Consider the following 12798-nt stretch of genomic DNA (forward strand, 5'->3'; position numbering starts at 1 on the left):
CGACAGGAGCCGCGTCCCATGATCGAAAGTGAACTTCCCGACCTGGTCGGCCGGTACCCGGAGTGCGCGGTGCTCGACGAGCTCCTGGCCGCTCCCCGCGCCGGTGAGTCCCGTGTACGCGTCTTCCGCGGCGAAGCCGGCATAGGGAAGTCCGTACTGCTGGAATACGCGGCCGCCCGCGCGTCGCACATGACGGTCACCCGGACGCAAGGCGTCGAAGCGGACATGGAGCTGCCCTACGCGAGCCTGCACCAACTGTGCGCACCGTTCCTCGCCCAGGTGGACGAGCTTCCGGTGCCGCAACGCGACGCGCTGCGCGTGGCGTTCGGGACGGCCGCCGGAGACCCTCCGGACCGCTTCCTGGTCGGGCTGGCCGTGCTGACCCTGCTCACCAGGGCGTCGGAGAACCGTCCCGTGCTCGTCGTGGTCGACGACGCCCAATGGCTGGATCAAATATCACTGCAGACTTTGGAGTTCGTGGCCCGACGACTGCTCGCCGAGGCCGTCGCGATGGTCTTCGCCGTGCGGGATCCCGAGGGCGAGGGCGTGCTCACCAATCTGCCGGAGACGCGGATCGGCGGCCTCGACGCCGCCTCGGCGGCGCAGCTCCTCGAAGCCACCGTCAGCGGACGCCTGGACAGACAGGTCCGGGACCGCTTCGTGGCCGAGATGCACGGAAACCCCCTCGCGCTGCTCGAGTTCTCGCGCGGACGCACAGCCGCCGAACTCGCCTACGGTCTGGACTCGTCCACGACTCCGGACACTCGGGCAACGGTGTCGAGCCGCCTCGAACGGGACTTCGCCGAGCGGCTCACCTCATTGCCACAACCGACCCGCACCCTGCTCCTGATCGCCGCCGCGGAACCGGTCGGTGACGCCGGTCTGCTGACGCGCGCGTCCGCCTCCCTCGGCATCACCCCCGACGCCACTCCGGCCCGAACGGCCGGGCTGATCGACCTCTGCGGATTCCTGCGCTTCCGTCACCCCCTGGTGCGCTCCGCGGTCTACCACCAGGCCGACATCGAGGAGCGCCGGGCGGTGCACCGGGCACTGGCCGCGGCCACGGACCCGGACCTGGACCCCGACCGCCGTGCCTGGCACGCCGCCCAGGCCGCCTCCGGCCCGGACGAAGACGTCGCCGCCGGTCTGGAACGGGCCGCCGACCGCGCGCGGCAGCGCGGCGGCATCGCCGCCGAGGCAGTGCTCCTGGAGCGCGCCGCCCAGCTGACACCGGACCCCTGGTTTCGCGGGCGCCGGGCGGTCGCCGCTGCCGAGGCGCACTTCTCGGCCGCCGACCCCGACCGGGCCACGGAGCAGGCGACACTCGCCGAGCTGTGCCCCCTCAGCAACCTGGACCGTGCGCGCCTGGCCCGGCTGCGGGCACGGATCCTCTTCGCCCGCAGCCGCAGCGACGAGGCCGCGCCGCTCCTCCTCGAGGCCGCCGCACAGTTCGCCGCCGCCGGCTCGCCCCTGGCGCGGGAGACCTACCTCGGAGCGATCAACGCGGCCATCTTCGCCGGCACGGTTCACGGCCCGACAGGCGCCCGCGCCGCGGCCGCCGCGGCCCGCGCCTCCGGGGCCCCGCCTTCGGGCTCCGAAGCAGCGGACCTCCTCCTCGACGGGGTGGCGGCGATCCTCACCGAAGGCCACGAGAGCGGCCTTTCGGCCCTGCGCCGGGCCCTGGACCTCCTCGCCCAGGAGGAACTGCCCACCCGCGAGGCCACGATGCGCTGGTTGCTCCTGGTCCCCGTCGCCCTGGAGACGTTCATCCACTACGCCTGGGACCTGCACGCCTGGGACACCCTGGCGACCCGCGCCGTGCGTCTGGCACGCGACATCGGGGCGCTCGGCGAGCTTCCCCCGGCACTGATCTACGCCGGGGGAGTCCACATCCACTACGGAGACTTCGCCGAGGCCGCCCGGATGATCGACGAGGCCGACGCGATCGCCGCCGCGACCGGACACGCACCCCACACGTACGCCTCGCTCGTTCTGGCAGCGTGGCGGGGTGACGCGGACGCGGCCGCCCACATCGTCGAAGGCGCCCGCACCAGCGCGCTGCAACGCGGCGAGGTCTCCCTCCTGGGGGCCATGGGCTACATCCAGGGCGTGCTGTTCAACGGACTCGCCCGGTACGACGAGGCCCTCGCGGCCGCCCAATCGGCCATCGAGCACGACGGATTCAACTTCACCGGCCTGTCGCTGGTGGAACACATCGAGGCCGCCACCCGGTGCGGCAAATCCGACCAAGCTCGCTCCTCGCTCGCCCGGCTGCTCGACCTCACCCGTGCCACCGACTCCGGGTGGGCCGCCGGCGCCCGCGCCCGCAGCCGTGCCCTCCTCGCCGAGGACGACGAAGCCGACGCCCTCTACCGCACCGCCGTCGAGGAGTTCGGCCGTGGCGGCGTCACCGTGGAAGTGGCCCGCACACATCTGCTGTACGGCGAGTGGCTCCGCCGCAACCGCCGGCCCGCACAGGCGCGAGAACACCTGCGTACAGCCTTCGACATGTTCGACGGCATGCGCGCCGCGGCGTTCGCCGAGCGGGCCCGCCGCGAACTGACCGCCACCGGCGAGCACGTCAGGACACGCACGACCACGCCGGCCGGCGCACTGACACCGCAGGAGTCGCAGATCGCGACGCTCGCCGCGGACGGCATGACCAACGCCCGGATCGGTGCCGAGCTGTTCATCAGCCCGCACACCGTGGAGTGGCATCTGCGGAAGGTGTACACCAAACTCGGCATCAACTCGCGCCGCGCGCTGCCGGACGCACTCGCCGGCGCGCCGGGCGCCGACGGCAGGACACGCCGCGAAGGACGGACCGCATCGGACCGCTCCCACAGGCCCTCCCGCTCAGCCGGAACTCCCGGACCACGGTGAACAGCTGTGCCACGCACCGTCGCACCACGCCGCGCCGGGGCGCGCACCGCCATGGACGACGGTGCGCGCCGACACAAGGGTCAGGCTGCTTCCGAACCGCTCACCGGCAGTTCCGCCGCGGGGTACTGAGATCGGTCGCCGGTGACGAACGCGTCCCTGGGATGCTGCACCGACGCGAGGGAGACGAGGTCCCGTCCGAACACGGCCGCCGTCACCCAGACGGCCAGCACGCGCACCTTGCGCTCCCAGGTCGGTATGGCGAGCACGTGGTAGCCACGGTGCATGAGCCAGGCGGGCAGCCCTTTGACGACGATGCCCTTGTACTGGAAGATGCCGCGGCCCAGCCCCAGGGTCGCCACCACACCCAGGCTGCTGTGCCGGTAGTCGCGTATCCGCCCGCCACGCAGACTCGCCACGATGTTGCGCGCCAGAAGCTTGCCCTGGCGGACGGCATGCTGGGCGTTGGGCACGGTCCGCGCCCCCGGAACGGGGGAGGCCAGGTCGGGCACGGAAGCGTCGTCCCCGGCGGCCCACACGTCCGGCGTGGGCTCACTGTCGGTGCCCACGCGCAGATCCGCACGCACCATGAGCAGTCCGCGTGCGTCGACCGGCAGGTCCGTGTGGTTCCGTACGACCGGGTTGGAGGCGTTGCCCGCCGTCCACACGATCAATCCGGAGTCGAACTCCTCACCCGAGGAGAGCACCACGTGCCCGCCCCGCGCGGACACCAGCTGGGTCCCCAGATGCACCTGCGCACCCCGACGCCGCAGGGAACGCACGACCCAGGCGCCGGGACCGTCGCTGACCTCGGGCAGGATGCGGTCACGGGCCTCTACGAGGTGGAAGGACAGCTTCTCGAAGCTCAGCTCCGGGTACCTCTTGAGCAACGCGGTGCCCAGTGACAGCAGTTCGCCGAAGCCCTCGACGCCGGAGAAGCCGCCGCCGACGAACGTGACGGTCAGCAGCTTGCGGCGCTCGGGCCCCGGGGGAAGGGCGGCGGCCTGGTCCAAGGCGGTCATCAGCCGGTCGCGTACGGCCACCGCCTCCTCGACGTGCTTGAGCCCGATCGCCTCCTGCGCGACCCCCGGCACCGGGAACGTCCGGGTCACGGCGCCGGCGGTGACCACCAGAATGTCGTAGGACAAGGTGCGCTCGGGCCCGTCGGCCGGCCGGACGGTCACCGCCCGGTCCGCGTGCCGGATGTCGGTCACGCGACCGGCGATCAGCTGCGTGCGCCGCAGATGGCGGCGCAGCGACACGGCGGCATGCCGGGCCTCGACCGATCCGGCGGCCACCTCCGGCAGGAACGGCTGGTACGTCATGTACGGGCGGGGGTCGACCACCGTCACCCGTGCCTCACCCGGGCGCAGCTTCTTCTCCAGGCCCCACGCCGTGTAGAAGCCCGCATAACCACCACCGACGATCACAATCTCACGCATGATGTCCTCTACTTCTCGGCCTACCCTCATGACCGCGCAGCCCTCAGGTCCGTGACACGACACGCCGGCCGCCCGCGCCTGTCACGGCCCGTGGCTCCACCCGGTCAACTGAGCCGAGAAATGCTGCGGGGGTCCCCGCCGAGTCCTGACGGCCGCGACGGACTCCGCATCTCAGGTCGCGGGATAGGTGACACGACCGTCGTGAACGGCTGCGCTCTCGTTCAAGGAGGCCGGTTTCGTCACCGTCGCGGACATGATGTGCACGACGTCGGCACCGGCGACAATCAGCGCGTCGGTGATCAGCCGACGGTGGCAGCGCCACGGTACGGCCTCACTGCACATGATGACCGGCCGACCGTGTGCGGAGAGATCGAGAAGTTCACCCAGCCCCTCCGCGAACTCGTCGCTCGTCATGTGATCGGCATAGTCGCGGAACGCCTTCACCCGCCACGCCGTGTTGACGCTTTCGACGCCCTTGGGGGTGTGCCGCCTGCCGCCCAGCTCCCGGATCCATCGATAGTGGATGGCTGGCGGCAGAGCCTCGACGATCGCGTCCTGGTTCCACTGCGGGAACTTGCGCGATGCCGGATAGGAACGGACATCCACCAGGTGGGTGATCTCATGGTTCCGCAGCATCGACAGCACCTCGTCGAAGGTGCGGGTCGAATGCCCGATCGTGCACGCGGTTCGTCATGACATCTCCGTGTTACGCCTGCTGTGGCGGCCGGTGCCGGGTCGGCGCGGGTGGCCGTGTCAATCGTTGCCGAAGCGCAGCGCGGAGTGGTGTTCCTGCGCGAGCCGCCGCAGGGCCAGCAGTGCGGGCTCCAGCAGCACGGTCAGCAGGATGGCCCGTTCGGCCTGCTGCAGCGGGTCACCGGCGTCCTCCAGCTGGTCGAGGTCGAGTCGCGCCGCCTGGTCGGCGAGTTCGGCGTACGGGAGGAGCGAGCGCCAGTCGTAGTCCATCCCGAGCGCCCGCAGTGTCTCCAGCGTCTCGGTGACCACCTGTGCTGCGGGCGGGTTCGGGGACGTCTTCCAGCCCATCTCGGCGGTCAGCGCGGCGACATCCCCGGCGGCGTCCCCCGGGCCGGTCCCGGCGCCGGCCGGTTCCCCTGCCCCGTCACTGCGCGGCGGTCGGCCGGACCGTTCGACGGGCAGCGCCCCGAGCACCAGCCCGAGCAGGAGATGCATGTCGCCCTGCTGTTCGTCGACCGCGGCCAGTACGTCCTTGGTGGCGCTCACGGACAGTCCGCGGACCCCGATCAGGGAGCGGATCAGCCGCAGCCGGCGTACATGATCCTCGTCGTAGTCGGCCTGGTTGGCGGCGGTGGCGCGGCCGGCGGGCAGCAGACCGTCCCGCAGGTAGTACTTGATCGTGGGGATGGAGACCCCGCTGCGGCGGCTCAGCTCGGAGATACGCATCGGCCCGCTTCCTGCTCGTCCTGTTGTCGCTGTTTGTCAGATAACGGCTAGTGCCACTGTCCATTGACGCCTATAGTGGATAGTGCCACTCACCACTCTAGAAGGCGAGGACGACTGGTGCCCACACTTCCCTGGACCGTCCCGAATCCGCCCCCGTCGCACGGCACGGCGTTCGTCATGGCGTCCCGCTTCGAAGTGCGGACGCTCAAGGACGTGCCGCGCTTCTTCCTCCGCTCCCTGGCCGCGTGGAAACAGGTCCGCTCGGCCCCCGGCGCCTACGGCGCCTCACTCATCGCGCAGCCTGCCCGGCGTGTCTTCTACACGCTGTCCGCCTGGCAGGATCGCGACGCCCTCTACGCGTACGCCAGGACCGAACCGCACCGCGGCATCATGACGTCGCTGCGCTCGACGATGCGCTCCTCCACCTTCACCTTCTGGGAGGTCGACGTCACCGGGCTGCCCGTCACGTGGGACGACGCCAGGCGCCGTCTGGAGGAGCAGGCGCGCGCCGACGCGGCGGGCGACGCCTGAGCCCTGACGTGATCTCCGGCCCGGGGCACCCCCGCTCCGGGCCGGACGATCCTCTTCACAAAGGCTGCACCGAGTCCCGTCTTCCTGAGGAGTCCTCTTGAGTACCGCATCGCTCAGCGCGGCCGAGCGCCGCCGCCCGCCGTTGTGGCTGTCGATCGTCGCGTGCAGCCTCCCCATGTTCATGGTCGCTCTGGACAACCTGGTCGTCTCCACGGCGCTGCGCACCTTCGCCGCCGAGTTCCGGGCCGACACCACCGACCTCCAGTGGTTCGTCAACGCCTACGTCCTCAGCTTCGCCTGCCTGCTGCTGACCGGCGCCGCTCTCGGCGACCGCTTCGGCAGGCGGCGCCTGTTCGTCTGGGGCATCGCCGCCTTCACCCTCGCCTCGCTGGCCTGCGCCTTCGCCGACACCAGCGGTGAGCTCATCGCCGGCCGGGCCGCCCAGGGCGTCGGCGCCGCCGCCGTGATGCCCCTGTCCCTGACGCTGCTGGCGCAGGCGGTGCCCGACCGGCTGCGCAGCCTGGCCCTCGGCCTGTGGTCCGCGATCAGCGGTCTGGCCGTCGCCCTCGGACCGGTCGTGGGCGGCGCGGTCGCCGACGGCCTGGGCTGGCAGTGGATCTTCTGGATCAACGTGCCCGTCGGCCTGGTCGCCGTTCCGCTCGCCCGGGCGGTGCTGCGCGAGAGCAGCCTGCCCGGCACCCGCATCGACCTGCTCGGCATGGCCCTGGCCACCTGCGGATTGGTCGCGGTCGTGTGGGCGATCGTGCACGGGGAGTCGGACGGCTGGACCTCCCGCACGGTCCTCGGCACATTCGCCGCCGGTGCCGCGCTGCTGACCGCGTTCGTCCTGTGGGAACGCCGGGCCCGGCAGCCGCTGCTCCCACTGTCCCTCTACCGGATCCGGCCGTTCGTCCTGTCCAACGTCGTGTCCGTGGCGATGTACTTCGGCGTCTTCGGGTCGATCTTCCTGCTCGCTCAATATCTCCAGGTCGCCCCGGAACGCAGCCCGCTGCACGCCGGTGTCCTCACCCTGGCCTGGACGCTGATGCCGATGTTCGTCGCCCCGCTGGCCGGCGCGCTCACCGACCGGGTGGGCGGCGGACGGCTGATGGCGCTCGGCCTGTTCCTCCAGGCCGCCGGACTGGCCTGGCTCGCCCTCGCGGCCGGCCCGGACACCCCTTACTCCCGGCTGGTCGGCGGCATGGTGATCGCCGGGGCGGGCATGGGCTTCGCCTTCGCGCCCACGGCCGCCGTCGTCCTCGGGTCGGTCGCCCGGGAACACCACGGCAAGGCGTCCGGCGCCAACACCACCGTCCGCGAGATCGGAGGCGCGCTGGGCATCGCCGTGCTGAGCACGGTCTTCCTGCGCTACGGCAGCGACCACGCCGGCCCTGAGCAGTTCGTCGACGGCCTGCGCCCCGCCGTGTGGACGGGCGTCGCCGTCGTCCTCGCCGGCGCCCTGTGCGCCCTCGCCATCCCCCGCCCCACCCACACCCCGGCCCCGGAACCCACGGCCCTCACCCACGACAGGACGCCGACCCCGGCCTGAGCGAACGCCAGGCCGAGGCCGTGCGAGGCTCGATGCTCCCTTCGCGCGCCGTCGCGCGCTGGTTCACCTCTCGGACACGGAGCACACCGTGTCGGCCAGGCGACGGGAGCCCGTGTGGCGGGCCTCGAGCCGGACGAGCAGGCTGCCGGCCGCGCCGGTGGGGGAGGGGGTCGTCACCCCTCGCTCACTGCTGCTGGTGGGCGAGGTCAGCAGCCGTGAGTCCTTCGAGAGCCATGCCGAGCGGAAGGCCTTCGGCCATGCGGCGGCTGATGCGCTGGCGCAGGGTGACGGCGAGGTAGCGGGTGAGCAGCTGCGGCTTCGCGGCCAGATCTTCGGCGAGCTGCTGGGCGCGGGGCAGGACCTCCTCCAGCGGGAGTACCTCGGCCACCGCGCCCCATCGCTCGGCCTGCTCGGCGGTGAAGGAGCCCTGGGTCAGGGTCAGGTAGCGGGCCCGGTTGACGCCCAGGGCCTCCTCCCAGGCGATCTGGATGCCGTCGCCGGGGACGATGCCGAAGGTCAGGTGAGGAAAGTCGGAGAAGACGGTCGTGTCGGCGGCGATGACGACGTCCGCCAGCAGGGCGTACTCGCTGTGGACGGAGGCGGGACCATTGACCGCGGCGATGACGGGCATCTCCAGGTCGACCAGGCGCTGGAGGACGCGGCGCCCCTCGGCGACGGTCCGGTCCCACTGGGCGGGCTTGGTGATGTCGCCCAGGCTGGCGCCGTCGATGTCGGTCATGAACCGGTCGCCGGTGCCGGTCAGCACCAGGACCCGGTTGTCACGGTCCTCACCGATCTCGTAGAGGGCACGAGGGAAGTCGGTGTGCGTCTCGCCGGTGAAGGTGGCCGGACCGTCGTCGGTGTGGAAACGCAACGTGAGCACGCCCGACTCCGTGCGGCTCATCGCCAGGTTCTTGAACGCGGTGAAGTAGGACGGGATCTGCTGGGACACGGAAATCTCCTGAAGTGGACTCGGGCGGTCGCTCCGCCTCGTACCCCACTCAACTCCTGCCGCGGCGGCACGCATAGCGCCTGGCCAGAGGGCTTGCCGAGAGCCGCCATAAGCATGGGTGATGGCGCCGTACGGGGCCTGCGCACGCACGACCCGCCGCTCGCGGCTCGTGATGGGATACAAGGATGGACATCCGAGCGATGCGCGCGTTCGTCTCAGTGGTGGAGGAAGGCGGCCTGTCGGCTGCGGCACGACGGCTGCACATCAGCCAGCCCGCCTTGTCCCAGACGATGAACGCCCTCGAACGCGAATTCGGCCAGCGACTGCTGATCCGCTCCTCCACGGGCGTGCAGGCCACGGAGACCGGCCTGGTGCTGCTCGCGGAAGCCCGTGCCGTCCTTGCCCGCTACGACCAGGCGATCGCGGTCATGGCCGCGCGCACCGGGCAGAGCGCGACCACGCTCCGGATCGGCGTTCCCCTGGAGCTGCCCGCCGACCTGCTGTCCAAGGCACTGCTCGAACTGTCCGCCGCCCATCCCGGCACACGGGTCCAGGTCCGGCACCTCTCCACCTCGGCGCAAGTCGCGGAACTGCGCCGAGGCGATCTCGAGCTGGGCCTGCTGCGCGAGCGCCCCCAGGGGCAGGAGCTCGATGCGATGCTGGTCGTCGAGGAGCGCCTGGGCGTTCTGCTCGCGGCCGAGCGTGCCGCGGAGCTGGCCGGCCCCGACGGCATCCGGCTGGACGCGCTGAACGCACTCGCCTGGGTCGGTTTCCCCCGTTCCGGCAGCCCCGCCTGGTACGACGAACTCACCGCCATCCTGCGCAGTCACGGTATCGACCCGGGCCCGGAGGTCCCCGACGGACAGCCCCTGATCGCCGAGGTCAAACTCGCCTCCGTCAGCGCCGGGCGTGCCTTCACCCTGGCACCCCCAGGCTGGTCCCAGCCTCTGCCCGACTCCGTCGCCTGGTTTCCTCTGGTCGGGCATCCCGTTGTCCGGCGTACCTGGGCCGTGTGGAACGCCGGCTCGCACCGTCGCGACCTGGGTCACTTGGTGGCCGCTCTGGAGGAGCACGCCGCAGGTTGACGCCCGCCTGCGGACGCCCCCGCTGGGGCCTTGGCGACCTGCCGCGCGTAGATCGAAGTGGCCTGTCCCACATTCCCGCCCGGATCTTTGGCGGACGGCCGGGTTCGGTCTAGGGTGGCGTGTAGTCAAATTTGAACAGTCGGATCGTCTCGCTCGGGAGTTCTGTGTGACTTTGCCGCCCCAGACCGGTTACATCCCCACCGCCGAGGACCGTGCGAGCCTGGACGCCTGGTTCGAGGAGTACGACGCGCTGTGCACCGAGCGCGACATCGAACGTATGGCGGACCAGGCGGTGTTCCCGCTCAACCTGGTCAGTGACGACTCGGCGGGCAACGGCAGGTCGGCCCAGTGGGACCGGCGCCGGTTCGTCGACACGATGACGCAGGTGATGGGTGACGGCAGCCAGGAGGTCACGTTCCGTAACACTCGTACGCCGGTCTTCCTCTCGGCCTCGATGGCGGTGGTCTTCACCCGTTCCACCGTCACCACCGGCGGCCAGTCCTACGAAACCGACTATGCCGACGTGCTGGTGCGCAGGGACGGCGCCTGGGCCTTCCAGACCATGATCCAGAGCGGCTGGGGCGACAACCTCTGACCGGGGGGATGGCGCTGCTCCGGGCACGTGGCGGCGGGCGTTGTGTCGCGGTCAGGGAACATCATCGGTGGAGTCGCGCTCGCGCAGGCCGGAATCAGGGCATCGGGGGAGAGAGTTGTCGGGACGTATGGAGTGGGTGACGCCGGGGCAGGCGGCGCGGCTGGCGGGGTGCGCGGCTGTGTTCGAACCGGGGGATCCGGCGCGTATGGGCCGGATGGTCTTCTGGGATCCCGCGGGCGGCGTTCTGCCCGTGGTGCCGGGCGGTGAGTCCGGTGAGGGGGACCTCGTGGTTCCCGACGGTGACGGTTTCGCCGTGCGGACGGTGCCGGTCGTGCGCCTGACCTTGGCCCGGGCCCTGCCCGTTTTCCTGCATGCCCGCCGCGCGGCGACGGCACCGGTGGCGTCCGCGCCGCTTGCTGCGGCCGGGAGTGCCGTGTCCGCCGCGCCTCCCAGCCCGGCCGAGCCTGCCCCTCACCGTGCCGCCGTCTTCTGGGGGGCCGTCACCGCGCTGGCCCTGCATCTGATCGCCCGCGAGCGCCTCCTCCCTGGCGTCTCTCCGGCCGGTTACGACACCTGGCGGGCCGGGCCGTTCGACGCCGGTGACATCGCGCGCGTCCGCGCCCTCGCCGACGCGGCTCCTGGTGAGGCCGTCGCCGTTGCGGGCACCGATCCGGCGGTCCTCGTGAGGGCGCTGCTGGACGCGGTCGCCGACACCCTCCCGCGTACTCCTGCGGCGGAACTGGCCACCGGGCGGGCGGCGTTCGCCGCGACCGCACCCCAGTACGTGCCGCAGCTGCGCGCGTGGGCGGAGGAGATGTCCGCCGGACTCGACTCGGGCGTGAGGATGTCCCTGCGCGTCGAGCTGACCGACGTCCCCGACGCGTCCGACGCCCCCGATGCCCCCGCCGCGCCCGATGCCCCCGCCGGGCCGCAGGACGCGCCGCCGCCCGGTCCGCCCCGCCCGCGTCTGGTGCCCCGCGCTCACAGCCTGGCCGACCCCACCCTGTCCCTGGACGCGGACGAGCTGTTCGCGCGCGTCGACCATGCTCTGGGCCCGCGTGCCCAGGCCGACATGGTGCTCGCCGTGCGCCGCGCCGCGAGCGTGTGGCAGCCGCTGGAACGCCTGCTGCCCGTGCCCGCCGCCCTGGACCTGACCGACGAGGAACTGCGGGAGCTGCTGGGCGGGGCCGCGGGCCGGCTGGCGGGGCACGGCATCGACGTGACCTGGCCCGAGACGTCCGCCGGGGCGCTCAGGGTCTGCGCGGTGGTGGGCGGCGGCCGGGTGCCGCCCGCGGACCTGCGGTCGTTTTTCGGTGGGGACGGCACCGTTGAGCTGCGCTGGTGTCTGGAGCTGGACGGTGATCCGCTGACCGACCGGGAGGCGGCGGTGGTTGCCGGGGGCGGGGCGGTGGTGTGGCTGCGTGGCCGCTGGGTTCTCATCGACGCGGGTGTTGCCCGTAAGGCGCGTGAGCGGCGGTTGCCGCCGCTTACCGCGATCGAGGCGCTCGCCGTCGCCCTGACCGGCCACACCGACATCGGCGGCGAACGGGTTCGGGTGGCGCCCAGCGCCTGGCTGGACGCCCTGCGCCGCGCTCTCGCCGACCCCGACGGCGGTGAGGGGCCGGTGGAGCAGCCCGCCCGTCTGACCGCCACGCTGCGCGACTACCAGCTGCGGGGCCTGCGCTGGATGGACCGGATGACGTCCCTCGGCCTGGGCGGCTGCCTCGCCGACGACATGGGCCTGGGCAAGACGATTCAGCTGATCTCGCTGCACCTGCTGCGCCAGGAACGTGCCGAGGACCGCGGTCCTACTCTGGTGGTCTGTCCCGCGTCGCTGCTGGGCAACTGGGAGCGTGAGGTGGGCCGTTTCGCGCCGGGCACCCCGGTCCGCCGTTTCCACGGCCCCGGCCGCACCCTGGACGGCGCCGGCGAGGGCTTCGTTCTGACCACGTACGGCACCATGCGGCTGGACGCCGCCCGGCTCGGCGCGCACCGCTGGGGCCTGGTCGTCGCCGACGAGGCCCAGCACGTGAAGAACCCCCACTCCTCCACCGCCAAGGCCCTGCGGCTGATCGGCGCCCGCGCCCGCATCGCGCTGACGGGCACTCCGGTGGAGAACAACCTCTCCGAACTGTGGGCTGTCCTGGACTGGACCACGCCCGGGCTCCTGGGCACCCACGGGGCGTTCCGCAGACGCTGGATCGCGCCGGTCGAGGCCGAGCGGCACCTCGCGGCGGAGGGCGAGGGCGGGCAGCATGCCGTCTGCGTCCTGGTGGGGTTGGTGCGGCCGTTTGTGCTGCGCCGCCGTAAGAGTGATCCGGGTATTGTGCCTGAACTGCCGCTCA

Annotated in this window: 10 protein-coding genes; 6 read left to right on the top strand and 4 right to left on the bottom strand. The window is 71.9% G+C overall.

Translation table 11 applies throughout. The features are described from left to right. The first annotated feature begins 18 nt into the window (after positions 1–18). Positions 19–2883 carry a helix-turn-helix transcriptional regulator gene (locus ACFOSY_RS15245; RefSeq protein WP_394307338.1) on the top strand — a complete coding sequence of 955 codons (2865 nt, stop codon included), beginning with the start codon at positions 19–21 and terminating at the stop codon, positions 2881–2883. An 80-nt stretch (positions 2884–2963) separates the two neighbouring features. Here ACFOSY_RS15245 and ACFOSY_RS15250 read toward each other — a convergent pair whose 3' ends face one another. The 3 genes from ACFOSY_RS15250 to ACFOSY_RS15260 form a co-directional block, all read right to left on the bottom strand. Further along, positions 2964–4322 (bottom strand): NAD(P)/FAD-dependent oxidoreductase, encoded by a 1359-nt coding sequence (locus ACFOSY_RS15250; RefSeq protein ID WP_394307339.1) that lies wholly within the window; start codon positions 4320–4322, stop codon positions 2964–2966. A 171-nt stretch (positions 4323–4493) separates the two neighbouring features. After that, positions 4494–4958, bottom strand: coding sequence for a DUF488 domain-containing protein (locus tag ACFOSY_RS15255; protein WP_394307368.1), 465 nt, complete (start codon positions 4956–4958; stop codon positions 4494–4496). Between the two features lie 117 nt (positions 4959–5075). After that, positions 5076–5741 carry a MerR family transcriptional regulator gene (locus tag ACFOSY_RS15260; RefSeq protein WP_394307340.1) on the bottom strand — a complete coding sequence of 222 codons (666 nt, stop codon included), beginning with the start codon at positions 5739–5741 and terminating at the stop codon, positions 5076–5078. 117 nt (positions 5742–5858) lie between these two features. Between ACFOSY_RS15260 and ACFOSY_RS15265 the strand changes: the two genes are divergently transcribed. Then, positions 5859–6272, top strand: a complete 414-nt coding sequence (locus ACFOSY_RS15265; protein ID WP_394307341.1) for a DUF3291 domain-containing protein — start codon at positions 5859–5861, stop codon at positions 6270–6272. 97 nt (positions 6273–6369) lie between these two features. Beyond that, positions 6370–7821 carry an MFS transporter gene (locus ACFOSY_RS15270; protein ID WP_394307342.1) on the top strand — a complete coding sequence of 484 codons (1452 nt, stop codon included), beginning with the start codon at positions 6370–6372 and terminating at the stop codon, positions 7819–7821. Between the two features lie 184 nt (positions 7822–8005). Here ACFOSY_RS15270 and ACFOSY_RS15275 read toward each other — a convergent pair whose 3' ends face one another. Next, positions 8006–8773, bottom strand: coding sequence for an enoyl-CoA hydratase/isomerase family protein (locus tag ACFOSY_RS15275; protein WP_394307343.1), 768 nt, complete (start codon positions 8771–8773; stop codon positions 8006–8008). A gap of 185 nt (positions 8774–8958) precedes the next feature. On the opposite strand from ACFOSY_RS15275, the gene ACFOSY_RS15280 reads away from it, so the two are divergent. The 3 genes from ACFOSY_RS15280 to ACFOSY_RS15290 all read left to right on the top strand — a co-directional run. Further along, the gene (locus ACFOSY_RS15280; RefSeq protein ID WP_394307344.1) at positions 8959–9858 is read left to right on the top strand and encodes a LysR family transcriptional regulator; all 900 of its coding nucleotides are present in this window, start codon (positions 8959–8961) and stop codon (positions 9856–9858) included. Between the two features lie 166 nt (positions 9859–10024). Continuing rightward, entirely contained in the window at positions 10025–10453 is a 429-nt protein-coding gene (locus ACFOSY_RS15285; protein ID WP_394307345.1) for a nuclear transport factor 2 family protein, read from the top strand. 127 nt (positions 10454–10580) lie between these two features. Further along, a partial coding sequence (locus ACFOSY_RS15290; protein ID WP_394307369.1) for a DEAD/DEAH box helicase occupies positions 10581–12798 on the top strand: 2218 nt, incomplete at its 3' end.

The sequence above is a fragment of the Streptomyces lusitanus genome (assembly GCF_042647945.1).
Lineage (GTDB): Bacteria > Actinomycetota > Actinomycetes > Streptomycetales > Streptomycetaceae > Streptomyces > Streptomyces pseudogriseolus.

Coding starts and splice junctions, on each gene's coding strand:
- ACFOSY_RS15245 (WP_394307338.1), top strand. CDS start 19: ATGATCGAAAGTGAACTTCCCGACCTGGTCGGCCGGTACCCGGAGTGC.
- ACFOSY_RS15255 (WP_394307368.1), bottom strand. CDS start 4,958: ATGCTGCGGAACCATGAGATCACCCACCTGGTGGATGTCCGTTCCTAT.
- ACFOSY_RS15260 (WP_394307340.1), bottom strand. CDS start 5,741: ATGCGTATCTCCGAGCTGAGCCGCCGCAGCGGGGTCTCCATCCCCACG.
- ACFOSY_RS15250 (WP_394307339.1), bottom strand. CDS start 4,322: ATGCGTGAGATTGTGATCGTCGGTGGTGGTTATGCGGGCTTCTACACG.
- ACFOSY_RS15280 (WP_394307344.1), top strand. CDS start 8,959: ATGGACATCCGAGCGATGCGCGCGTTCGTCTCAGTGGTGGAGGAAGGC.